This window comes from Parabacteroides goldsteinii (assembly GCF_020091425.1).
GTDB classification, from domain to species: domain Bacteria; phylum Bacteroidota; class Bacteroidia; order Bacteroidales; family Tannerellaceae; genus Parabacteroides; species Parabacteroides goldsteinii.
On sequence record NZ_CP081906.1, the window covers coordinates 4933437 to 4959256 of the forward strand.

Here is a 25820-nt window from a genome sequence, read left to right on the forward strand (position 1 = left end):
TCTTGTGCTGTTACGAATTATACATCTTCTCTATATCCCTTTTCCGTTTTAATGCCTCCAAGAAATAATAATCAGCATAATTGAGTGGAACATCTATTTCACCATTATGAGGTATACTTCCTACACAATGCATTAATAGAAAATTCCCATTCTTTCCCAATTCCGCACGATATGCCGGAGAAGCCAAACTCTCCATAATACGGTCAGCATATGCCTTATATGTCTGCGGTTCAGAAACTCCCATCGTTGTTATTTCATATAAGGCAGAAGCGATACAAGCCGCAGCCGAAGCATCCCGATAGTCATTTGGTATGTTAGGAGCATCCATATCCCAGTAAAAAATAAAATCATCAGGAGTATTTTTATGAGTAAACATAAAATGGATTGATTTTAACGCCTGGTCCAGATATTTTCGGTCTCCCGTTTCACGATAACAAAGTGTTAAACCATAGATACCCCAGGCTTGCCCACGGCTCCATGCCGATTCATGTGCATATCCCTGTGCAGTATGACGGAAACGAACGGAACCATTCTCCATACTGTAATCTACCACATGATAACAGCTGCCATCCGGACGATACTGTTCCTTCATGGTACGATCCACATGGGAAACAGCAATTTTATAGAATGTCGAATCGCCGGACAATTTTGTTGCAGCAAATAATAACTCAAGGTTCATCATATTATCAATAATGACAGGACATTCCCAACCACGTTCGGAAATCCATCCCCTGTCAACATTCCAGGACTGAATGATACCCGCCACAGGCCGGAAACGAGTCGATAAAGACCGGGCTGCCTCAACAATCACATTTTTATACTCCTCATCTCCTGTTAAACGTAATCCATTGCCGAAACTGCAATAGATCATAAAACCGACGTCATGATTCCATGTAATGTTTTTGGCATCCTTAACCTCCTCTGTATACTTTCGAGCTATAGGTAACAACGTCTTATCTCCCGTCAATTCATACAAATACCATATAGAACCTGGGAAAAAACCGCTTCGCCAGTCGGTCAGATTACAGTAATAAACGGAGCCGTCTGAATTCAAGGTCGTCGGATTCATAAACTTACCGCTTTCTTCAATAAGTTTTATCTCATTACCTATCTGTTTATGGGCAAACTCCACATTTTCTTCAATAAACTCCTTCTTCACTTCACTACATGAAATCAACGCAGCACAGAAAGCTATACCCATTAAATACTTCATTTTTACCATATTATATATTTATTTTTGATCTAATTACATCTCTAATCTCCTGATAATAAGACTTTGATTACCTGGATGGTGCTATCTGAAACCGAAACCGATAAAACCGTATAACCTTCTATAGGTTTTTCATTTTCCGTCTCTCTTTTTGCCCTTTTTGTTGTAAACGAAGCGTTAACCGGCGATTCAATCTTCAAAAAGAATGATTTACCATCTTTTCGTAAAATTGCCGTATTTCCATTACATTCAACATCGGCAGAAGTAATCACAGACCATTGAACCGATTGCTCCGCATTTTTTAACCCTACGCTGTCCGTAATCATTATCCGGGTATCATCCAACAAACAGAAAGTCCGGTAAACAAAGTGGCTCTGTTCCTGATAAGCCGTACTCATATCCATTGTTACAAAAGGGCGGACAGCTTTATCGTCACAATCTTTGATCTCTCCCATCCCAGCTGAATTTTGCAATTGATTATCGATCGACAGAGTATTATGACTAAAATTGGAATTCCTAAAATAAGTCCACCTCCGGCCATCCGGCTTATAATCCCAGAATCCGGGCAAACTGTAATTATCCGTTCCCAGATCGTCAGTCCACCTTATCCCGTTTGTTTCTACAATGAAAGTTCCGATATCCAACTGTTGATGTGCCATATCCGGATCGCCGGTTTTAGCGATCAGATAAATACTGTTGGATACATTCCTGTCTCCATTAAATACAACAATATCGTTTATTCCTTTGTAGACGTTTAACTTCGGCAAGGTTTTTGAAGCAGAAAAGGCTGTATCATACCAGGGAATAGACAAAAAATAAAATCTGAAATAATTCCCGCTTTGTACTGTTTCCGAAAGGACCTTCCTATAAAACGCTGCTGCTTCCGGCTGATTGAATGCTTTACTGAAATAGAAATAAATAGGTTCTGCTGCCGGCGCCGTACTTCCGGAATTAGCAAAATTGAATATCTTACCGGAAGGACTTGTGCTATGCATATAATACAAAACACTTTTATCCACACCCTGCATTTCAGAAAGTCCGAAATCCTGTCCGAGATTATCATTCAAGGCCTTTAATAAGAGCGAAAGATACATATTGGTATATCCCCAATAGGCAGGTCCTTCATAACAAACTCCATCCGGTGCCAGATGTTTCAGACAATTAGGAACATACTTTACAGCTTCACCGATAATATGTTGAGTAAGTTCAGGATAATACTCCTCAATGGCTAAAGCCCCTAATACCATCCCTGTATTACAAACCACATTCCAGTTCGTCTCACGTTTGGCCCAAGAATCACTGTTACCGGTTTTATACTCTTCGACAACAAGATCCAAAGCCTTCGTTTTAATGGAACTGACAATCAATTGTTTTGTCACAGGAGACAGCACATCATATAACCAGTCGTATCCGATAGCAACCGCAGTCGTCATTTCTGCAACATCTAGATAATGAGCAGGATCCCAATCCTGATAATTACAGACATGCACCAATTCCTTTTCTGCCTTCTCAGCAAACCGTTTATCTCCACTGAGCCGGTAAGCCAGGGACAGGTTGACCATTCGGTATACCTGTTCACGACTGACCGGCAATATATCTTTCGTCTGTTTAACCTTCGTGCGCGGATCCTCCTGTAATGGAACAACCAATAATCGTTCCGCTTCCTTCATCAAACCGGCACGTAGGCTGTCCAATAAAGGTTCTCTACCCGCTAAAGCCTGAACTCTTTGTTCTTCCTGCTTACTAAACAGCAACCTGGGATGCTGCTGCAACACCCTTTCAGGAAAAAGGGCCGATGCATCTTTACAGTTTACCACCGAAGAAAACAAAAAGAATGATAAGCTCACTAAACTAATAAATCTCATAAATTGATACATTGAAATTACATTTTGAACGGATTTACCATCCCGGATTCTGCTTCAACGCTTCGTTGCGCTCTATCTCTACACCAGGTATAGGCCAAAGCATATCCCGTTCGGAGAACTTATGAGTATAGATAAATTCACCATAAATATTGATTGCATCTACCTCACTCATAGCCTTGCTTGCTATTTCCCATCCCCAACGGCGCAAATCACTGAAACGTAATCCTTCTCCCGCAAACTCAACAGCACGTTCTTTTCGTATACGTTCAGCCATCTGCTCTTTGGATGTAACAAGCATCCATGCTGGACCAGAGTTTAATCCGGGCATATCCACTCTGGCTCTTACCTTATTGAATTCGGCAACAGCTTTATCCAGTTGGTTATTTTCATTATAGGCCTCTGCCAACATCAGCAATACATCCGCATAACGAATCAGAGGAAACTCAAAAGGAGTGTGTAAACGGTCACTGATAGCTCCGCCAAGATCATATTCAACTACAAATTTACGATACAAATAAGAGATCCAGCCTTTATTGTTCCGTATGGTTCCCTGATTTTCATTCCCTTGCACATTGTGGTCCATTGCAAACAACATATCCCGTGGGGTCGTCTTTCCTATACAACCTTTATAAATAGAATAAGGGACAATCAAAGTAGCCATCATACGAGGATCCCTGCTTTTATATACATTCAATATTTGTGCTGTATCTACATCTCGCAATCCAATAACAGCCCCTGACGCATCCATCTCTACACTAAACAATTCTTTACGCTGATCCGGAGTTGCTTCATTGTATCCGGGAAAAACATCATTCCAGCTGAAAGGGCGGCCATCTTTGAGTTCATACATATCTGCCAATTGAGTGGAAGGAACAGTATTGTTCCAACAACTACCAAACGCACTGCGTGTTCCCATCAATGCTTGCATAGCCATACCATACTCTGTTCCGACACCACTTTTATTCTGTACGGAAAAGATCATCTCTGAACTCTTATCTCCATTATAAAGTTTAAATATATGAGCATAATCAGCGTCAAGGCCATATCCATAGTTGTTAGACTTGTTATTGACAATCTCTTCAAAATCCGCAATAGCATTCTGCCATTCTTTATTATAAAGATAGACTTTTCCACGCAAGGCATAGGCTGCCCCTTTCGTCGCACGACCATAATCAGAATCATTATGCCTGACCGGAAGATAAGCGACAGCCTCATTCAAGTCACTGATGATATGTGCACGGATCTCTTCCGCGGAGCTTCTGGGTTTCTTCAAGCCAACGTATTCCACATTCAGATTCGTCGTTTCATCATAGTAAGGAACACCGCCGTATAAGTCCAACAGAGTAAAATAAAACATTCCCCGCAGGAATCTGGCTTCAGCCATATACTCATTTTTTTGTTCCTCGGTAAGAACATCCATAGTGGGTATGACCCGAAGGTAGCTGTTAGCTCTCTGAATCCCATCATACATTGTTTGCCATTTGGATTGAATTTCTGCTGAACGATCAGAATAAGTACCCAGATACATCATATAATAGTCATATCCATAAGCAATATCAGCCAGATGATCGAATAAAAACTGGTAACCGTAAGCGTGATTATCCCGCAACATGCCATAAATTCCCATCAATCCTTGTTTTGCATGTTCTTCCGTTTGGTAGAAAAGGTTCTCACTTACTTTATCACCGGGATAAGTATTAAGATCATAACATCCGTTGAATGTGGCAGATGTCAATAAAATAGAAATATATATCAGTATTTTTTTCATGGTTCAAAATATTTAAAAGGTAAGATTCAGTCCAAATGTTGTTAATCTCATTGTTGGATACTTAGTACCTGATATTTCCGGGTCAAGCCCTTTATATCCCGTAAATGTCAATGCGTTATCTATACTGACATAGAAGCGAAGGTTATCCAGCAATAGTCTCTGGGAAAGCTGCTTCGGGATAGTATATCCTAATTGTATATTTTTTACCCTTACATAGGATCTGTTCTGGACCCAAAAGTCGCTGGCTACACTGTTACGTCCATCACTGTAATCCAACAAACGCGGGTAAGTAGCATCTGTTCGCCCCGAATACCAGCGTCCGTCAGCAATTGTCTTATTAATCTGATTACCCCGGCGAACTAAAGGCCAAAAGCTAGCTCCATCCTGACCACTCCAGTACTCTTTCAGTCCTGTTGCCCCCTGAAGAATACATGAGAAGTCCAATCCTTTCCAACTTGCACCGAAATTGAAACCAAAAGTGACAGTTGGATTAGTTCCATTACCAACCATGATACGGTCTTTATCCGTAATACACCCGTCACCATCAATATCTTTATAAAGGAAATCGCCCATTTCCGGTTTTTTATACTGGGAAAAAGCATCCGGATTTTTCTCTTCCATGGCCCGGACCAATGCCAGATCCTCTTCTGTCTGAATAATACGATCTACGGAAAGAACATACTGAATATTGATTGGTTGTCCTTCCAATATCATATTAGCCCCACTAATAGACGGTTCATCACCTTTAAATTTAGTTACTTTGTTTTTTACGTATGATACATTCCCTCCCACAAAGTAATCTACTTGCCCGATACGGTCAGTCCACGTCAGATTCAATTCAAGACCTCTGTTACGGACCTGGGCAGCATTTGATTTAGGAACAGTTGCATTCCCATGCACTAACGGAGCAGGTAAATCAATCAGGATTCCCTTGGTATTTTTTACGAAGAAATCAACATTACCACTCAATTTCGAAACACCGAAATCAATTCCCACATTTGTTAAATAGGTCGTCTCCCATGTCAAACCGGCATTAGACAAGGCCCTTTGCGCCATCCCAATCTGTACGGAATTATTCAATGTATAATTTGAGGCAGAATAAAACATCTGATAATCATAATCACCTACCGAATTGTTTCCCAATGAGCCATAAGAAGCACGTATTTTAAACTGGTTGACAAGATCTATATCTTTCATAAATCCTTCTTCACTCATACGCCAACCGGCAGAAAAAGAAGGGAAGAAACCTCTTCTGTTTTTTCCTGCAGCAAACCGGGAAGAATTATCCATACGAAGATTGGCTTCAAACAAATATTTCTCATCCCAGTTCAGGTTTACTCTTCCAAAGAAAGAATGCATAGCCCAGTTAGAATAGTTTCCTGTCGCTGTAGCATTGGCCGTTGCGGCATTCAATTCCGTCATTTCCGGAGCGATCAAATCTTCCTTACTGGCCTGGAACCAATTATAACGATACGCTTCCTGGCTACCTCCGACTGTCGCCTGAATATTTAATCGGTCTATATCTGTTTCATAACGAATAATTCCATCCATATGATTCCGTACCCATTTTTCATCATGATTGGTCACTTTTGTCTTTCCTGTTCCGGCAGTCTGGACAGTATTACTATACAAATTCCATATATCATGGAACACGGGCTGTTCATAACGGTATCTATTTTGAAAATCATATGTATAAGATCCTTCTATAGTCAATCCTTTAAAAGGTCTGATCTGTGCATAAAAACGCGATACCATTTTATTTGTTGTCCGATTTCCCTTTGTACTGTTTAACTTACGCAATATATTATTGGTACCAGACTGGGCATCATCTTCCGGATTATTGACACCACCATACCGCCCGTCTGGTGCCTGGAAACACATCCCGGGAGTCGTCGCCTGCAAATGTGTATAAAATAAACTGCCTGTACCTTCCGTCTGGATCAATCCCAAATCTTCTTTTCCACGATAACCATAGGCATTAACTCCAATCGTAAACCATTCTTTAACTTCTGCATCCAGGTTCACACGGGCACTATAACGGTCATAACCGGAATTTTCCATAATTCCCGGATTCTTCAGATAATTTCCAGATATGAAATAATGAATTTTATCAGAACCTCCGGTAATGGATATGGTATGATTTTGCAACCATCCTGTTTTGAATGCAGCATCCTGCCAATCCGAATTCGGATATTTTACAGGATCACTATTCCCGGCAGCACGCCACTCGTCTATTTTTTCCTGACTGAACGGTGCCGGCAGATTACTGTTTCTTTCTCCTTCATTAAACAATTCCATATAATCTGCATAGTTGGTCACAAGGTCCATACGATGAGCAACCTGTTGCATAGTTACATAACCGTTATAAGAAATTCTGGAACCGCCTGTTTTACCTTTACGGGTTGTGATCAGGATAACACCATTAGCAGCACGTGAACCATAAATTGCAGACGAAGCAGCATCTTTCAGCACAGAAATACTTTCCACATCCTGCGGATTAATATCGTTCATACTTCCCGGAACCCCATCAATAACAACTAATGGATCAGAATTATTCAAAGTACCTTGTCCGCGTACCCGTATAGTTGCTCCATCATTGCCAGGCCGTCCTCCACTACCTTGTGTCACAGATACACCGGCAGCCATACCCGAAAGCCCTGCTGACAATGAAGTAATAGGACGACTATCTACCATCTTACTCATATCAACAGATGATACAGCTCCTGTCATATTCACTTTTTTCTGTGTTCCATATCCCACAACCACAACTTCATCCAAGGCTTGTGAATCTTCTTTTAATTGGATCATAAAAGAGTTTTTTCCATTTACCGGTATACTTTGTTCTATATAACCGATATAAGAAACCGTCAATACTGCACCAGGAGACACCTGCAAAGAAAAGCGTCCTTCCATATCAGTGACCGTTCCGTTAGTAGTTCCTTTTTCTACTACATTTGCTCCGATTACCGGTCCCTGTGCATCTTTTACTGTTCCCGTAACAGTCACTTTCGCTTGTTGGGATAATAGCAACTTTTCCGTTATACCTTCCCCGGCACTAACCGGATTGGCTTGGACCATTCCCACGGACAAGAATAGTGTGGCCATTCCTGCAAACATTGTTTTCCTAAAAGAAGGAATGTTCAAATCATTCGTCATAAATAGGTAGATTTAGATTAATAAATTCAGATAAACTCTGAGGCAAAAATAGCCGGGTACACAAAAAAAGACCTATACATAGCGTCCGTTTTTTATATACACACAGTCCAAATAGAAGATTTAACTATTTGATTATAAATGATTAGCTATTTCACTTCTCTTTTTTCCGAAATTGAGCCGGCGAAACCCCGAATTTTGTCTTAAAACAACGACTGAAATATATGGTAGAAACAAATCCCAGTTGATCCGAGATTTCACTCACCAACATATCCGGCCGTTCCTGTAGCAGAACCGCTGCACGTTTGATACGCTGATTTTGTATAAATTCACTCGGCGTCATACCTGTAAGATTTTTCATTTTTGCAAAAAAGGAACTACGTCCCATATTCAATTCACGGGCAAGTATATTCACATCGAAATCTTGGTCACCCATATGTTCATCTATAATTTCTACAATACGATTCAGTAATTTCTGGTCCAGCGAAGTAGAAGCCAGCAACTGTACATCAAAATCACCTTGCTGAGTCAATCTGGATTTCAACAATAAACGATTACGAATTAAATTATTACAACGCATCAGTAAAACTCTTGCATGGAAAGGCTTACTCACATAATCATCCGCTCCCTGCTGGAAACCTTCAATATTATACTCAACGGAATCAAGGGCTGTCAATAAAACGACAGGAATATGGCAAAGATCAATATTATTCTTAATTTTCATACACATTTCCATGCCACTCATCAAAGGCATCATAACATCACTGACCACCAAATCCGGTTTTTCCTCAATAGTCTTTCGTAAACCTTCTTCTCCATTTCCAGCTAATATCACCTGATAAAAAGGAGTAAACAAAGTATTTAATATTTGTAGCAACTCCTCATTATCTTCCACTATCAGTATCTTATAAGAACCGACCTTCAGATCCGGAAAAGTTGTGTCCATCTCTTTATATTCTTCCGGTAAAACGGAATCCGGCAACGATCCCCGTTTGATCATAGGCTCTTCCGGAACTTCCAGAAGAATGGTATTTCCATCATTCTCAAAATGGACTTTACCTTTTAATAAGGTGATCGTAAAAATTGTGCCATATCCCAACTGGCTTTGTACCGTAATCTCCCCATGATGAAGGTTGACAATGTTCTTACTCAATGCCAGCCCTAGTCCGGTTCCCGGATTGGCCTCAGACAGTTGTTTCCCATTTTCCGCCTGATAAAAACGGTCAAAAATACGTGACACATCACCAGACGATAGTCCGATACCCGTATCGATCACTTTTATATGAACATTATTCTCATCCGGAGAAATATACAAATCAACCACACCTCCCGGTTTAGTATATTTGAAAGCATTGGACAAAAGATTATAAAAGACCTTTTGCAGTTGATTGGAATCAAACCACAACAGAACATCATCTTCTTCATGATGAAGATTAAAGGAAATCGTTCGTTGGGCAGCCAATTCACAATACGAAAGATAAATATCCTTCAAAAAAGGAACCAGATTTTGTTCACAGACGCGCAACGAAACATAATTCTGCTCAAGTTTCCTAAATTCCAACAATTCGGAAATCATATTCCTCATGCGAGTAGCATTCTTACTAATCTTAACAATCCTATTATATAAAGTTGGAGGAAGTGATGAACTCTGAAGCAACATATCCACCTGACTGACAATAAGCGTCAGCGGAGTGCGGAACTCATGGCTGATGTTAGTAAAAAAACGTAGTTTGGCCTGATTAAGTTCTTCATTCCGCTCTTTCTCTTCTCTTTCTTTCTCAAGAGAAAGGGCTAATCTTCTCCTGGCATTTATCGTGCGAATTGTCAAATAAACAATTATAATGGTAGTCAGAGTATACAGAATCCATGCCCAGACCGTATTATACCAAGGTTGTGCAATCAAGATGTTCAGAGAAATTTCACGTCGGTTCATCAAGTGCTGCGGTAAAATCTTTTCACGGACCAACAGTTTATATTTCCCGGGATCCAGATTCGTATAATAAATACTGGAGGAAAAAGAGGATACCCAATCTTCATCAAAACCGACCAGTTTATATTGATATTCATTATTCTTCTGAATATCAATATAATTAGTAGTTGCAAAATTTATGATCAGATTGTTTTGTTTATTATTCAGGTGAATCGACTTATTAAAAGGAAAAGACTCTTTCAAGATCCCACCCGAAACAGCCCCCGGATATATTCTTTTATTATGGATATACAGTTCCGAGAAATATAAAGAATAATTCTTTTCTTTTTGATCCAGATCTTCCCGGAAGAAAGAGGCAAGGCCGTCATTTCCTCCGACAAACAGTTCATTATTTCTGCAAACCAAAATACCACATCCATCCGCAATTGAAGTGATAGGCAAATTCGTTCCCAATGTCACAAACCGGGTATTCTCATTGGAAGGATTCAGAAAAGTAATACCCTTATCACTGGTAACCAGTAATTCTCCCGAATTTGTTTCCGCAACATTATAACAGTAATTACTTAACAAATGCCCGCTTCCCTGTGAGTAATGGATAAAGGAGTCGGACGGCTTATCATACCGGTATAAACCTCCTCCCAAAACTACGAAATAAATATCGCCGTTATTGGTCGTAATAATCCGTTTAGGTTCAAATCGGATACCGTATTGAGGCAGAAAATATTTTTTCTGATTATCAGGATCAGCCAGTTTAATCCTGATAAGGGAAGTTCCGATCATAATCCATATATTATCTTCCTTATCAATCGTAAAATTCTGTGCATTTCTACATAGCCATTTAAACTCACCCGTATCAAGATCCATAACAAAAGTCCCGTTCATTGCACTCACATATAACTTATCATTATGAATCATCGTGTGAAAGATAATACCATCCGGTTTCACATCTTCTTTCTCATAATCATCCAAATAATTATGAAAAATACCGGTTTTTATATCAAACCGAGTCAGTCCTCCATGGTGCGTACCAATATATAACTGATCCCGTTTTTCGTCATACGCAATACATTTCAGATTATTCTGTAAGACCGAATTAGAAGGTCCCGCAGTAAAATATTTGAATGTACGCGTTTTACGGTCCATAAAGTTCAACCCGCCTCCTTCGGTACATATCCAGATATTACCATTCTTATCCTCAGCCAAATGGCCGACAAAAGAATAATTCAAACATTCTTTCCGAAAAGGATTATCCGTATAATGAGCAAAAATTTCCTTCTCCGGATTAAAATAGTTCGCACCTCCATAATAGGTTCCTACCCATATTGTTGCCTGCGTATCTATATAAACAGAAAATACGGAAGAATGAGACAGACTACCCGGTAGATGGTCTTGTCGGTACACAGTAAATTTATCAGTATACGGATTATATTTATGTAATCCTAAAAAGGTTCCGAACCAGATGTTCCCAAATCTATCCTCTGCAAAACTCCGTATCTGATTGCTTTCTATATGGTAAGGTTCCGCATTAGAATCCGAATACCAGACAACCTTCTCATCCGGCATTATCCTATACAGTCCTCCGGTACGGCAACCAGCCCATACTTCACCTGAAGAACTTTCAAATAAACGGTAAAATTCCGGTCCGTCAACCAGACAACGTGCTTTTTCTCCTTTTTCAATCACATATAATCCTTCATACGTTCCAACCCAAATTTTATTTCCAGAGACCAGCAAACTGGAAATATCCGGTATATCTTCCTCTGTATAAAGCAATAAACTATCCCCTTTTTCATCATAACGGCAAATCATGCCATCATACCCCGTCCATATATCACCATTTGAGGATGTGACCGTTTTTGCCTTATATTTCCCAATCACATGGAACTTTTCTTCCCGGATATCATACCTCACCAAAGAATCACATGTTCTGAAAAAAATATCTCCCTGCCGGTTGCCGACCAGATGATCACATTCATGTCCTAACAAAACATTTATAGAATTCTCCTGGTCCGGATTCTCCCATCCCTTGTATACCCGCATTCGTTCTCCGTCATACACACTGAGCCCTTCACGCGTACCGAACCACATCCGTCCCAGTTGGTCCTGATAAATAGACATAACAGAGACCTGCGATAATCCGTCACTCATACCAAGATGCTTAAAATAAACCGGATAAATAACTTGGTGAATGAATAAAAAACACAACAATATCAGTAGCTTTTTCATCTTATTTACGAAACTAAATAAAAGAGTCTTCTTGTATCCCCGCTTATTCACAATTACATTATGAATTATACAAAGATAGAGATATTTTATTCACTGCAATATCAATTGCTCAGTCTTTCATTCGACAAAAAACACTACACTATTTCCAGCGGATCCTCTTCCGCTTATAAGAGAAAACTTATTGTTAATCTTTACTCTGATTTAATAACTTCCGCCGGGTTCAACCGTGAAATCAGCCAGATGCGATATGCTACGGTAATAAACACGATTGTTGTTGTTAAGAATATTATACTTAGCCACAGAACTGGATTATTCAGCCATTCAGCAGAAATAACGACTTTTTTGCTAATCAGCATACGCAGGAATAAATAAACAATCGTCAATGACGAGATGGCCGCAATAACTAACAGGCGAATGTACAACTTCCCAAATAAAAGAGCTATCACTCGCGGACCAGCTCCATTAATTTTGCGTATGGCAACTTCTTTTTGCCGGCTGTATGTATCCAGCGTAATAGCAGAATAGATACCTAAAACTGTTATAATCAAACTGATGACAGAAAGCAACATAAACAATTCGCTCATCATCTTCTCACCTCCGATATACCGGAAACGTTCTTCCTGCTTGGTTGTCAACAGGAAAGGGATAGATTCCGGCAACTTGCTGCGGACAATGTTCAGGATACCTTTCCGCACATCTTGCTCCTGACCGGGCATACATTTAATATAAGCAGTCCTGTAATCGGCTTTTTCTGGCACGGACAAAAATGTGAAACGATGATATTGGTTCGCCCTGCTTATTTGTTCACGGGTATATAATGGTTCAAAAGGCAACTGTTCATATATACCCGTGATCTGGAAAGTACGGTCACCCAACTGTACAGACGAAGGGTTCGTTTCTCCTTCCTTTTCCAACTCCCAGATAAGTGAACGTGAAACGACTATTTCATTGGAAGAGCGTGGCATTCTTCCTTCTATTTTCAGATTCATAAAGTCAGAATAATTACTGCTTACAGCATATTCTATTCCGTGTATAGTCTCCTCTCGTTTTGTTTTATAATCAGGATAACTACTTATTCTGTCCAGTACAATATCCTCTACACCTGCAAGTGTCCGGATGCGGGAAACTATTTCTTCTTCATGTCCCTGTAATTGCGGTTCCCACAATTCCACTTTCCAGATACGGGTACATTCCTCCTCTGTCAGTGTGTTATTCCTCTTTCCATCCACAAGCTGATGAATATATCCTATTCCGATCGCACCTGAAATGAAAAGAAAACAAATGAACAACTGTACCCCCAACATAAAGTTGCGTACACCATGTTTCTGGCGTTTGCCTCCTTTCACCCCTTCGATCAGGGAAATATGTTTAATACGGAAAACAGCCCATGCGGCAATTAACAGACAAATGATGAACAAAAGACATAAATACTCCAACTCCTGCCAAATCAAAGTAGGAAGATGAATAAGCATATTTTCATTTATCACCTCTTTACTTGCCAGATATTGATAAAAAACAGGAATAAACCATTCTATCATGACAAAACTCACCAAAGCCGACAAAAGAAAAAGAATAGCAATCTCACTGAAAAGAAGGCAGAATAAACCAACTGAACCAGACCCCAGATTTTTACGAAGACTTAACTCTTTAGTCCTGTTGTAGAACGACTGGATACAGAACTTCAGGAAATTAATCATAGCCGCTATCAATATCAAAGCACCGATTAAAGGGATGAAAAGCGTTGCTCCGAGATTATCCGGTTTGTACATTTCTTCTTTAAAAGTCATTACAGCCAGATAATTATCATTATTCTTACCAAAGACAGGTAGTTGTTTTCGCAACCGTTGGTTTATTTCAGTACTTGATACACCCTTTTCCAGCAATACAACCACGTTCGAATATTTCCGATCCGGATTAATCACCGATATTTCGGGAAAATAAAAATCGTTCTTCTCCCGCGATCCATCCGGCAAATCTCGGACAACAGCACTTATAGTAGAGTATTGAACAGCCGAAGTATCAGTATCAGCCTGGCTGAAGTAGAGCGTTTTGCCTATAGGGTTATCCTCCCCGAATATCCTTCGGGCAGATGATTCACTGATCCAGACCTCTCCCGGTATCCATACAGGCATTTTCCCTTCAAGGGTTTGCATGCCGAAGATGACAGGAAAATCTTCCGTGATATTCTGGAAACTACATTGAAAAGGTATTTCCTCCTGTCCCGCATTACTAATAGTAATATTTGCTTTATCATAACTGTAAGAATAGGCTATTTTTTCCATTCCTGCCACCGGGTTACTCATCAGTGCCTGCAATTCTTTTCCCGGAATATATGGTTCGTTATACTTATTTTTTTCCGACTTCACATAAAGATTAGCCATCCTGTCGTTATTGCTCCAAACCGTAAACTGACTGTTAAATCTCCTTATATAATAAGATGTCATGCTGAAACATAATAGTCCGATGGCGATACCGACAATGGAGAGCAAGTATTGAACCTTGTTTTTTAATATTTGCCGGATAGCCATTTTTAAATAGTGCTTTACCATAATACAATGTCATTTGTTTCATTGAAGAAAACAAAAGACGTGCCATTATTATAACACGCTGTTCTACTGACAGATAAGACTATTCATGCAATAGTAAACCTGTGTGTTTTCGCACGAATATTGTTCTTATCCGCACAAACGTTACACAATACTGAGACCAGACTTTATCCCTATAATTTACGACGAATATGTCATAAACCAATGTGTCACTTTTTCACTATATGTTTTTGATATTGGGATATCCGGGACTTTCTCGACTCCCAGTTCCAGATAAATGCCGTCTTTTTCACGGCGTATCACCTTTACCTGGTCGAAATTAACCATATATGAACGATGGCAACGCAGCACATTCGTTTCGTCCAGACTCTCTTCTATGGATTTCAAAGAGTTACGCAGCATGAACTTAGTCAGTACTCCCTTATTGAGATACCAGATACACACATAATTATCCGCCGATTCTATATACAAAAGATTCGTCCGTTTCACCGACAACCGCAATTCATGCTTTTCGTCATAAAAAGAGAAAACCGATAGTTTATTTGCCGCCTCTGCCCGATCCTCTTCCAGCAACCTCAACTGCCGTTCTTTCTCCTGATAGGAAAAATAGAAATGTAAGACCGAATAGGGCAACAACAGAACCAGGCTTGTGTTGATAGCCGATTCTTTGAAAACGCTTAAATACTCCCGCTCCGGATTCAGTACCAAAGTGTAGATCGTATAAAACAAAGACATGAAAAATATCTCCAGAATAATCCACACCGAATATGCACCTACGGAAATGGCATGTTTCCTGCCCCAATAATACATCACAATCCGGCTGATCACCACCACCAGCACACCGGTAAGAATAATCAGACTGGAAAAAACAAAAAACTTAAACTCTGAAACCCGATACCAGTTCGACGAACTGAACGGCTTATATATATTGATAAATACCAAAGCGAAAAATGCTGTCAGCAAGATCAGGCGAACGATGTTCGACTTTTCATAAATATAACCGGGTATTTTATGACCGAGCATTCCCATATCTTTTGCCTCTTATTTGGAAACAAATGTACTAGTAAATCCCGAAACATTCACCCCGCATATAAAAATTTCACCCCGCCATTCCGGTTTATATCCCAGTAGGAGTTCATCGGAACCATTTATTTGCAAGGATTGTTTTAATAATGTTTGTTTGCATCAAAAAATCGATTGTTATGGATATCTCACTTCGCACACAACAACTGAACAGCCTTTTCTCGTACGATAAAAAGGCGCATCTGGAAGAGAGCCGTCTGGAAATAATTCCCTTTCGCTTTACACAAACGATAGGTGCCAGCGAAATTAACGAATTCCAGAAAGGACTTGCCACCACTGAATTTTGTTCCGTCACAGACGACCATATTCAGGAAAACAAAACATTCAATTATACAATCTTCGCCCCTTCGGGAAAGGAGAAACGCGACAAAGCCATCATCCTGTTGCACGGACTGAACGAACGTACCTGGGAAAAATACCTGACCTGGGCCGAATATCTGGCCGGTTCAACCGGAAAGCCGGTCATCCTTTTCCCTATCGCATTCCATATGAACCGCACACCGGGTAGCTGGTGCAATCCACGGATGGTTTTACCTTGGGTGAACAGGAGGAAACAGGAAATAGACAACCTGGAAAACTCGACCTTTGCCAATGTCACATTAAGCAGCCGTCTGTCAGGAAATCCGTTGCGTTTCTATGCGTCCGGCCGCGAATCAGTCTATAACTTATGGCAATTGGTACATGAGATAAAGAGCGGAAAACATCCCTTATTTAAAGAAGATACTTCCATCAACCTGTTTGCTTATTCGATCGGGGCCTTGTTATCACAGGTCTTGTTGTTGAGTAATCCGGAAAAGATGTTCAGCGACACCCGCCTGTTCATGTTCTGCGGCGGTTCCATTTTCAGCCAGATGAACGGAAACGCACGGGATATTATGGACCAGGATGCATTCAACAGCCTGCAACGATTTTACCGCCACGATTTTCTGGAAGAACGTTCGCTGCCTACTTCCTTTAAGAATGATTTTCTGGAACAGGCGTTCAAAGCCATGATTCGCCCTGATGTCTTACAAGAATACCGTGAGTCCTTTTTCCAGAAAGCCTGCAACCGCATCAAAGCTATCTCACTGAAGAAAGACATTGTCATGCCGACCAACGGAGTGATCAAAGCGCTGGGTAAAGCCTCTGACAAGATACTGGAAGAAATAGATTTTCCGTTCCAGTATTCCCATCAGATTCCGTTCCCGTTCCGGTCAAAAACCGACCAGACACTTGTAAACCAGGCTTTCAATAATATATTCAGCCAGGCAGCTGCATTCTTGTAAAAGTCCCTACTAGTTTAATGTGATCACCTTGTATTTAGGAACCAGCATCTTCATCACGATCCAGCCGATCAGGTAAGCGACAGCGCAAAAGATAAAGACAATAGCATAACCGGCCGGTTTGCCTTCGAAACCCATAAACTGCATGTTGGTATCGCCACTATATGTAAATAGCATGCCGGCCCCCTTCTGAATAAAGAACGAACCGATACCGCCTGCCATACCGCCAATACCGGTAATCGTAGCGATTGCACTTTTGGGGAACATATCACCTACTGTAGAGAATATATTTGCACTCCAAGCCTGATGAGCAGAAGCACCGACAGAGATCAGCAGGATAGGCACCCAATAGCTGATATATCCCAATGGCTGCGCGAATAAAACGACCAATGGGAAGAATGCAATGATCAACATCGCTCGCATACGTCCTGCATACGGATTCATCCCCCGATTGATGAAATAAGTCGGAAATTTACCACCAAACACGGAACCGATCACCGTAATAGAATAAAGTATAGCAATTGGCCATGCGATCTGGGTTCCCTCCATATTATATTGTATCTTCAGATAAGCCGGAGTCCAGAAGAGGAAGAACCACCATACGCCATCCGTCATAAACTTACCAAAAGCAAACGCCCAAGTCTGTTTAAAACCCAGACATTCAATGAAAGAAAGCTTCGATTCATTTTCAGGCTCAATTTCATCCGGAGTCAATTCAGCATCATCCTGCTGAATATAAGCACGTTCCGCATCATTTACCTTTGGGTTATCTGCGATTGGTTTATAGATAAATAACCATATTCCCATCCAGATAAAACCGATCAGACCGACAATAATAAAAGCCATTTCCCACCCCCATAGTTCAGCCATCAGAGGAACAGTCAATGGAGCCACAATAGCCCCAACATTAGCACCAGAGTTAAAAATACCCGTTGCAAAAGCACGGTCTTTTTTCGGGAAATACTCTGCTGTCGCTTTAATAGCAGCTGGGAAGTTTCCAGCCTCACCAAGAGCCAGCACACAACGTGCTATAATAAAGAACGTAACACTTACCATACTGATCGTAGCCGCAAGGTCTGTTCCTGCAGCTACAGCCCGTAACGCATCTGCATCTGGTAATCCGACCCATTTTTCTGTTAATACACCACACAATGCATGAAGTGCCGCCCCTGCAGACCAGACAGCAATTGACCAGGCATATCCTTTCCTGGTTCCCATCCAGTCGATAAACCTTCCGGCAAATAACATGGAAATTGCATAAAACAAAGAGAAAATGGCAGTGATTGTTCCATAATCGTTGTCTGTCCAGTGAAATTCTTCTTCCAGCATCGGCTGTAGAAGTGAAAGTACCTGACGGTCTAGATAGTTTACCGTTGTTGCGAAAAACAACATCGCACAGATTACCCATCTGTACCGTGTCATTTGTTGATTGACATTCCCTAATGCGCTCATTTCTTAATAGTTTTTCATGATTTGCGGCAAATATATATCAATTTTTTTAAATACAAAGCATAACGTGTGTGCGAATACACGATTATTTACATTAATTCGGAAAGTTACAGTAAAAACAGAGGTATTGCGGAAATGATTTCGTACGATATTTGGTTCTACGTTTTTTTTCATCATCTTTGTATGAAGAAAACATACAACATTTTACAGGCTGTCTTTATGAGAAAATCTATACTATATCTTCTCCTGATGATTATCTGTCTGTCCGAGCTATATGCAGCAAACAGAAAATCGTTCAACTATTACTTTTCGCATATTTCGAGTGCAGACGGTTTGTCGGAAAGCCAGGTAAAAGTAATACTACAGGATAGCTACGGTTTTATGTGGTTCGGCACCAAAAACGGACTGAACCGGTATGACGGTACTTCTATCCAAACGATCAATTGCGATGATTATATTGCTGGAAAAGGCGATCACAACATCTCTGCCCTTTTCGAGGATGAAAACAAAAAATTATGGGTAGGGACAGACCGGGGAGTATATATCTATGACCCTGTATACGACCTGTTCACGTTTATAGACCAGAAAACCGAAAATGGGGAGCAGATGGGTAACTGGGTTGCCAAAATCACCTCCGACCATTCCGGTAATATCTGGATACTGATTCCCGACCAGGGCGTCTTCCGTTATAAAGACGAGAAATTATATTATTACGCCATCACCAACAAAGATAATATCAAACGGGAAAGCCCCGGCGCCATCTGCGTCAGGGAAAACGGAGAAGTCTGGATCGGGACAGCCGGTGTCGGCCTGTTCCTCTATAATCCGCAAACAGACTCCTTCATTCAGCATCATACCGACAAGGATGGCAACACCCTGATGGGTGCCCACATCTTCTCTATGTGCGATTACGGCGATTGGATCGCACTGGCTATCCATGACGGAGAACTGAAAAAGTACAATCCCAAGACAAATACCCTGCAAACAGTCAACGCCCCGGGAGTGCATCACACCATCTTACGCGACGTGGTCTGTTACGATCAGAATAACCTTTGGGTCTGCACGCATGCCGGACTGTTCATCGTTGACGAGCAATCCCCAAAAGTAACCCATCTCCAGGAAGACCTGATGCATTCGTACAGCCTTTCCGACAATATTATTTTCTGTATCTATAAAGACAGGGAAGGAGGCATCTGGCTCGGCACCAAATTTGGCGGAGTCAACCATTTACCGAACTACAAACTATTGTTTGAAAGGTTCGTCCCTTCCAGTTCGGAAAATTCGCTGAATACCCGCCGCATCCGCGAACTGGCGGAAGACCCAGACGGCAACATCTGGGTTGGGACGGAAGATAACGGTATCAACATTCTGAATCCAGCAACCGGAGAAGTGACACAGATCAACTATCCGGAATCCGACAGGAAAAGCCATCTCATGACCCAGTCCATGAGTATGTACGACGGCAAAATATATTGCGGTTTGTTTAAATACGGACTTGATATCATAGATATATCCAACCATTCGATCAAACATCTCAACCACCAGCAATTAAATCTTGACGAAGAAAGCGTATATTCCCAGTTGATCGATAGCCGGGGCCGTCTTTGGGTAGGAAATGCCTGGGGGTTATCCAGGGCAGAAGCCGGTTCGTTCGATTTTACTCGGATACCGGAGATCGGGCTCGATTGGATCGTATGCATGCTGGAAGATAAAAAAGGACAGATATGGCTTGCCTCGATGGGGAGCGGTGTATGGAAATACAATCCGAAAGACGATTCTTATAAAAAATATGTCAATGACACTCAGGACCCTGCCAGCCTGAGTTCAAACTCCGTCAGTTCCATCATGGAAGACAGCAGAGGACAGATATGGTTCTCTACCGACCGGGGTGGCATCTGCCGGTACAACGAGGCGGATGACAACTTCACCACGTTCTCCAAAGAACAGGGCCTACCTGACGATGTAGCTTATAAAATACTGGAAGATAAAAATCATTATTTCTGGTTCGGGACCAACCAGGGGCTCGTCAAGTTCAAACCGGAAACCGGGGATATCCGTGTATTCACTACCCGCGACGGTTTAGTCGGCAACCAGTTCAATTATAATTCGGGACTCAAAGCGAGCAACGGCAAATTCTACTTCGGAACGATCGACGGACTGATCGCTTTCAATCCGGATGACGACCAGCGGACCGATTCCATTCCTCCAGTCTACATCACGAAGTTCAGCATATATAATAAGGAAGTAACCGTACATACCCCCAACTCCCCGTTGAACAAAAGCATCCTGCACACCGACCGGATCACCTTGCCGTACGACCAGTCGAATATCAGTTTCGATATAGCACTGCCCTCTTATTCATCTGCCCGTAGTAAGGAATGTTACTACAAAATGGACCCGCTGGACAAAGATTGGGTAAAAACCAGTAATAACCAGAATATTTCGTATGCCAAACTGCCCCCGGGCAACTATACGCTCCTGGTAAAAGCTGAGATTGAAGACGATAACCAGCCGGTTACCTCACTCCGTATCGTCATCCTTCCTCCCTGGTGGCTATCCTCCTGGGCTTATGCCGTTTATGCGATCCTGGTACTCTGCCTGATATATGCTTGGTTCCGCTGGTACAAACGCCGTAAGGAACGGCAGATGGAAGAGAAACAGAAACTCTTCGAGATAGAAAAAGAAAAGGAACTCTATGAGGCTAAGGTAGAATTCTTTACGGAGATAGCCCATGAAGTGCGCACGCCGCTGACACTGATCAACGGTCCGCTGGAAACAATCCTCGACATGAATATCCAGGACAGCAAAATCACGCGTAACCTGACCGTAATTGCCCAGAACACCAAGCGCCTGCTCGAACTGACCGGCCAGCTACTCGACTTCCGGAAGATCGGGGCCAACAAATTCAAGATGGATTTTGCCTGGACCAATGTTACGACACTGCTGAAAGACACCATCCTGCGCTTCGAGCCGACCATCGTCCAACAGGATAAGAAATTATCGGTCGATATTCCCGAAGAAGAAATCACAGCTGCTATCGACCGCGAAGCCGTTACCAAGATATTGAGCAACCTGTTGAACAATGCACTCAAATATTCGGCCCATACCATTCGTATCGAACTGAAGTGCGAGGAGACCACCTTCAGTATCCGCGTCACCAGCGACGGAAACCGGATACCTGCCGAACTCAGCCAACAGATATTCGAACCTTTTTATCAGATCAATAAGAAAGAAGGGGCAACGACAGGCGCCGGTATCGGCTTGCCACTGGCCCGTTCGCTGGCCATGCTTCATTCCGGCAAACTCTGGCTGGATACCGAAAATAGCGACAATTCGTTTGTCCTGACCCTGCCTCTTGCCCAGAAGAAAGTGCGGCAACAGGAAAACTCCGTTATTCAGGAAGAATTCATATTTCCCGAAGAAGGGACAACCGTCAATGTGGAAAGCCGCAACTATACGCTCCTGTTGGTGGAAGATAACGATACCATGCGTTCGTTCCTGGCAGAGAAACTGCAAGAGATGTTTGTTACGGAGACGGCCCCCGACGGAAAGGCAGCTTTGGAAATCCTGCGCAATCATCATATCGATATTGTCGTCAGCGACATTATGATGCCTGTGATGAACGGCCTCGAACTATGTAAAGAGATGAAAGCCGATATCGAACTGAGCCATATCCCCGTCATCTTCCTGACCGCCAAGAACGACCTCGACAGCAAAATCAACGGCCTGCGCCTGGGTGCGGAAGCATACGTGGAGAAACCTTTCTCTTTCAATTACCTGACAACACAGATATTCTCCCTGCTGAACAACCGCCAGAAAGAACGCGAGGCTTTCTCCAAACGCCCGTTCTTCCCGGTCAACAACATGCAGATGAACAAGGCTGACAAGGAATTTATGGACAAGATTATAGCCATCATCCATGAAAATATCACCGATGAAAACTTCGGTGTGGAGAAACTGGCAGAGATACTCTGCCTGAGCCGTTCCAGCCTGTTACGTAAGATAAAAGTCCTCTCCGGCCTGTCGCCGAACGACTTCATCCGCCTCATCCGTCTGAAAAAAGCGGCGGAGCTGATTCTGGACGGCAAACACCGGATTGGCGAAATATGTTATCTGGTAGGAATCAACTCCCCCTCCTATTTCAGCAAGATATTCCTGAAACAGTTCGGGGTAACGCCTAAGGATTTCGAGAAACAGAACCAGGCTTCTTAACCGAAGTCTCCCGTATCGATAAATGGGTGGGAACGACAATCTGCCGTGGTTTCTCCCGTTTCTTGATTTGCTTGAGAAGCAGGTTGCAACATTCCTCTCCCATCTTATAGGTCTGATGGGTAACGGCTGTCAATGCCGGTTCCACGTAGTTGGAATGAAGTTCGTCGGTATAACCGATCAGGGCGATATCGGCCGGTATGCGGAGATGATGTTTCTTAATTTCTTTCATGGCGGCAAAGGCCAATGTGTCATTCATTGCCAGGATTGCATCAGGCGGTTCCGGCAATGAAAGCAATTGCCGGCATCCTTCACGTCCCTCCTCGTAAGTCATTTTCTTACAAACGACCAGTTCTTCTTCAACAGGCAAGCTATGTTCTTTCAAGGCTTCTATATACCCGTCCCGACGTTGCCGCACAATAGCCAAATGGTCGGAACCACCCAGAAAGGCCACCCGCTTCGAACCGGATTCCAATAAATGGCTGGTAGCCACCCTTGCCGATTCCTGATTGTCGGCCACCACCGAAGGAATCGCATTCGTGAGGCAGACACGGTCGAAAAAGACCAGCGGGATATCCATATCTTCCAATGAAAGGAAATGGGCATAATCGGTCGTTTCCTGCGAAAGGCAGGCCAGCATACCCTCCACCCGCATATTCACCAGGTCTTCCACACAATGTTGCTCCTGCTCATATTGCTCATACGAAGAAGTGATAATGACCGAATACCCGTTCTTGCGCGCCACATCATTGATACCGCTGATTATGGACGAATAGAAATGAGTGACAATATCCGGCACGATAATGCCGATAATACGGGGCGTATTCTTCAGCAAACTAAGGGCAAACGGGTTCGGACGGTAATTCCATTCCTCGGCGAGCGCTTTCACGCGTTCCCTCATCTCGGGACCGATCTCGTAACTGTCGTTCAACGCACGGGATACGGTAGAAACGGAAACACCCAGCTCCTTCGCCAGGTCTTTCAATGATATGTGTCTTTTCTTAGGCATCACAAATCCGATTAGGTCCGACAAATATATATTTTTTCCGGCAGATACAAGCGATTACCTCCGAGATAGATGCTATTGTATGCCGACATTGAGCCATTTATATCCGACAGGACCTGCCACGCAAACCTTTGCGTAGATTTTTATGCACAAAGCAGTTATTATCAATACATAAAAGCTATACTTTTGAACTATTGCAAACTCAATCTATTTAAACCATGAAGTACTCGTATTGCGGAAAAACCGGGATGAAAGTTCCCGTACTAAGTTTTGGAGCTTCCTCCCTGGGAAGCGTATTTCACGAAACCCGTGAAGCGGAAAGCATCAAAGCTGTATTCACTGCTATCGAAAACGGGATGAACTTTATCGACGTTTCCCCTTATTATGGGCATTACAAGGCGGAGACAGTATTAGGAAAAGCGCTGAAAGATATTCCGCGCGACCATTTCCTGTTGTCGACTAAAGTAGGCCGTTACGGTAAAGACGGTGTGAACACCTGGGATTATTCTGCCCGGCGGGCCACCGAAAGCGTTTACGAAAGTATGGAACGCCTGCATCTGGACTACGTAGACCTGATCAACGTTCACGACATCGAATTTGCCGACCTCAACCAGGTGGTGAACGAGACATTGCCGGCATTGGTCGAATTACGGGACAAAGGGATTGTAAAACACGTCGGCATCACCGACCTGCAACTGGAAAACCTGCAATGGGTAATCGACCGTGTGCCCGAAGGTACGGTCGAAACCATCCTCAATTTCTGCCACTACTGCCTGAACGACGATAAGCTGGCTGATTATTTCGACTATTTCGAATCGAAACAGATTGGCATCATCAACGCCTCCCCCCTTTCGATGGGATTACTGTCACAACGGGGCGCTCCCGACTGGCATCCGGCGCCGGCGGCATTGGTAGAAGCCTGCCGGAAAGCAGTACAACATTGCGCTTCGAAAGGTTATCCGATAGAAAAGCTGGCCATGCAATATTCTGTAAGCAGCCCGCGGATAGCGACCACCCTATTCAGTTCCGCCAATCCGGAAAATGTCAGGAAGAATATCCAATATATTGAAGACCCCATCGACTGGGAGCTGGTGCGCGAAGTTCAGGAAATCATCGGCGACCAGAAACGGGTCAGCTGGTCGAATTCTTAAAACGGAGAATAAATAACCTTTAAAGAAAATACCATGAACAGAAAAATTATAGATGCCCACTCACATCTCTGGCTCCGGCAGGACACGGTAGTCGACGGGATGCCGATACGGACACTGACCAACGGACGTTCGCTCTTCATGGGCGAAATCCGGCAGATGGTTCCTCCGTTTATCACCGACGGTAGGAACACGGCTGAGATATTCCTGTCAAACATGGATTATGCCCAGGTCTCGGCTGCCGTCATCACGCAGGAGTTTATCGACGGCCTGCAAAATGATTATCTGCTGGAAGTTGTTAAGCAGTACCCGGACCGCTTCTTCGTATGTGGCCTCTGTGAATTTCGTCGTCCCGGCTATTTGGCACAGGCACGTGAATTGGCTGCACGCGGATTCAGGGCAATCAAGATTCCCGCCCAACGCCTGTTACTCGAAGAAGGGCGCGTCTGGCTGAACTGCAACGAGATGATGGAAATGTTCCATTTTATGGAAACCAATGATATGCTCCTCTCCATCGATTTGGCCGATGGCGACGTCCAGACCGGTGAATTAGAAGAGGTGATACAGGAATGCCCCGGATTACGAATTGCAATCGGACATTTCGGTATGGTTACCCGGCCGAACTGGTTGGCGCAGATTCGCCTGGCCCGTTACCCGAATGTACGTATTGAATCCGGAGGTATTACCTGGTTATTCAACGATGAGTTTTTATCCTTTTCACGGGGCCGTCAAAGCGATACGCGAGGCGGCAGACCTGGCCGGCATGGATAAACTGATGTGGGGTTCGGATTATCCCCGAACGATTACGGCTATTACCTATAAAATGTCGTACGACTTTATCCTGAAAACCGATGAACTGACGGAACGGGAGAAAGACCTTTTCCTAGGAGAAAATGCCGCCGCCTTCTACGGCTTCGAACGGCTAATCGAGTTACCTTATATTAAAAACATGTCCGAGTAAACAC

12 protein-coding genes and 1 pseudogene are annotated in these 25820 nt (G+C 42.7%); 4 read left to right on the forward strand and 9 right to left on the reverse strand.

What is annotated here, in order from left to right; all coding sequences use genetic code 11:
• Positions 1-10 precede the first annotated feature (10 nt).
• The 7 genes from K6V26_RS20740 to K6V26_RS20770 all read right to left on the reverse strand — a co-directional run bounded on the left by K6V26_RS20740 (position 11) and on the right by K6V26_RS20770 (position 15721).
• Positions 11-1222, reverse strand: a complete 1212-nt coding sequence (locus tag K6V26_RS20740) for a glycoside hydrolase family 88 protein (protein WP_010801400.1) — start codon at positions 1220-1222, stop codon at positions 11-13.
• Positions 1223-1254: 32 nt separating this feature from the next.
• Entirely contained in the window at positions 1255-3075 is a 1821-nt protein-coding gene (locus K6V26_RS20745) for a heparinase II/III domain-containing protein (RefSeq protein ID WP_224263720.1), read from the reverse strand.
• Between the two features lie 34 nt (positions 3076-3109).
• On the reverse strand, positions 3110-4843 hold the full coding sequence (locus tag K6V26_RS20750; protein ID WP_046145669.1) for a RagB/SusD family nutrient uptake outer membrane protein: 1734 nt from the start codon (positions 4841-4843) through the stop codon (positions 3110-3112).
• Between the two features lie 12 nt (positions 4844-4855).
• Positions 4856-7999, reverse strand: a complete 3144-nt coding sequence (locus tag K6V26_RS20755) for a SusC/RagA family TonB-linked outer membrane protein (RefSeq protein ID WP_224263721.1) — start codon at positions 7997-7999, stop codon at positions 4856-4858.
• Between the two features lie 151 nt (positions 8000-8150).
• Complete coding sequence (locus K6V26_RS20760; protein WP_224263722.1) at positions 8151-12074, reverse strand: hybrid sensor histidine kinase/response regulator transcription factor; 3924 nt, start codon at positions 12072-12074, stop codon at positions 8151-8153.
• Between the two features lie 269 nt (positions 12075-12343).
• Complete coding sequence (locus K6V26_RS20765) at positions 12344-14701, reverse strand: ABC transporter permease (protein WP_224263723.1); 2358 nt, start codon at positions 14699-14701, stop codon at positions 12344-12346.
• Between the two features lie 177 nt (positions 14702-14878).
• Complete coding sequence (locus K6V26_RS20770; protein WP_009860778.1) at positions 14879-15721, reverse strand: LytR/AlgR family response regulator transcription factor; 843 nt, start codon at positions 15719-15721, stop codon at positions 14879-14881.
• Positions 15722-15900: 179 nt separating this feature from the next.
• Between K6V26_RS20770 and K6V26_RS20775 the strand changes: the two genes are divergently transcribed.
• Entirely contained in the window at positions 15901-17046 is a 1146-nt protein-coding gene (locus K6V26_RS20775) for a DUF6051 family protein (RefSeq protein WP_224263725.1), read from the forward strand.
• A gap of 9 nt (positions 17047-17055) precedes the next feature.
• Here K6V26_RS20775 and K6V26_RS20780 read toward each other — a convergent pair whose 3' ends face one another.
• On the reverse strand, positions 17056-18495 hold the full coding sequence (locus K6V26_RS20780; RefSeq protein ID WP_009860776.1) for an MFS transporter: 1440 nt from the start codon (positions 18493-18495) through the stop codon (positions 17056-17058).
• 216 nt (positions 18496-18711) lie between these two features.
• Here K6V26_RS20780 and K6V26_RS20785 point away from each other — a divergent pair, with 216 nt between their 5' ends.
• Positions 18712-22704, forward strand: coding sequence for a hybrid sensor histidine kinase/response regulator transcription factor (locus K6V26_RS20785; RefSeq protein WP_224263726.1), 3993 nt, complete (start codon positions 18712-18714; stop codon positions 22702-22704).
• On the opposite strand, the gene K6V26_RS20790 is transcribed toward K6V26_RS20785, so the two are convergent.
• Complete coding sequence (locus K6V26_RS20790) at positions 22670-23710, reverse strand: LacI family DNA-binding transcriptional regulator (protein WP_009860774.1); 1041 nt, start codon at positions 23708-23710, stop codon at positions 22670-22672. The genes K6V26_RS20785 and K6V26_RS20790 overlap by 35 nt on opposite strands.
• Positions 23711-23925: 215 nt before the next feature.
• On the opposite strand from K6V26_RS20790, the gene K6V26_RS20795 reads away from it, so the two are divergent.
• Both K6V26_RS20795 and K6V26_RS20800 read left to right on the forward strand, forming a co-directional pair.
• Positions 23926-24858 (forward strand): aldo/keto reductase, encoded by a 933-nt coding sequence (locus tag K6V26_RS20795; RefSeq protein WP_224263728.1) that lies wholly within the window; start codon positions 23926-23928, stop codon positions 24856-24858.
• A 33-nt stretch (positions 24859-24891) separates the two neighbouring features.
• Positions 24892-25816, forward strand: a pseudogene (locus K6V26_RS20800) (amidohydrolase family protein).
• Positions 25817-25820: the final 4 nt, after the last annotated feature.

Bases quoted from the DNA above. Each gene is read 5' to 3' on its own strand.
- K6V26_RS20740 (WP_010801400.1), bottom strand. From the start codon at position 1,222: ATGGTAAAAATGAAGTATTTAATGGGTATAGCTTTCTGTGCTGCGTTG.
- K6V26_RS20745 (WP_224263720.1), bottom strand. From the start codon at position 3,075: ATGAGATTTATTAGTTTAGTGAGCTTATCATTCTTTTTGTTTTCTTCG.
- K6V26_RS20750 (WP_046145669.1), bottom strand. From the start codon at position 4,843: ATGAAAAAAATACTGATATATATTTCTATTTTATTGACATCTGCCACA.
- K6V26_RS20755 (WP_224263721.1), bottom strand. From the start codon at position 7,999: ATGACGAATGATTTGAACATTCCTTCTTTTAGGAAAACAATGTTTGCA.
- K6V26_RS20760 (WP_224263722.1), bottom strand. From the start codon at position 12,074: ATGAGTGACGGATTATCGCAGGTCTCTGTTATGTCTATTTATCAGGAC.
- K6V26_RS20765 (WP_224263723.1), bottom strand. From the start codon at position 14,701: ATGGTAAAGCACTATTTAAAAATGGCTATCCGGCAAATATTAAAAAAC.
- K6V26_RS20770 (WP_009860778.1), bottom strand. From the start codon at position 15,721: ATGCTCGGTCATAAAATACCCGGTTATATTTATGAAAAGTCGAACATC.
- K6V26_RS20775 (WP_224263725.1), top strand. From the start codon at position 15,901: ATGGATATCTCACTTCGCACACAACAACTGAACAGCCTTTTCTCGTAC.
- K6V26_RS20780 (WP_009860776.1), bottom strand. From the start codon at position 18,495: ATGAGCGCATTAGGGAATGTCAATCAACAAATGACACGGTACAGATGG.
- K6V26_RS20785 (WP_224263726.1), top strand. From the start codon at position 18,712: ATGAGAAAATCTATACTATATCTTCTCCTGATGATTATCTGTCTGTCC.
- K6V26_RS20790 (WP_009860774.1), bottom strand. From the start codon at position 23,710: ATGCCTAAGAAAAGACACATATCATTGAAAGACCTGGCGAAGGAGCTG.
- K6V26_RS20795 (WP_224263728.1), top strand. From the start codon at position 23,926: ATGAAGTACTCGTATTGCGGAAAAACCGGGATGAAAGTTCCCGTACTA.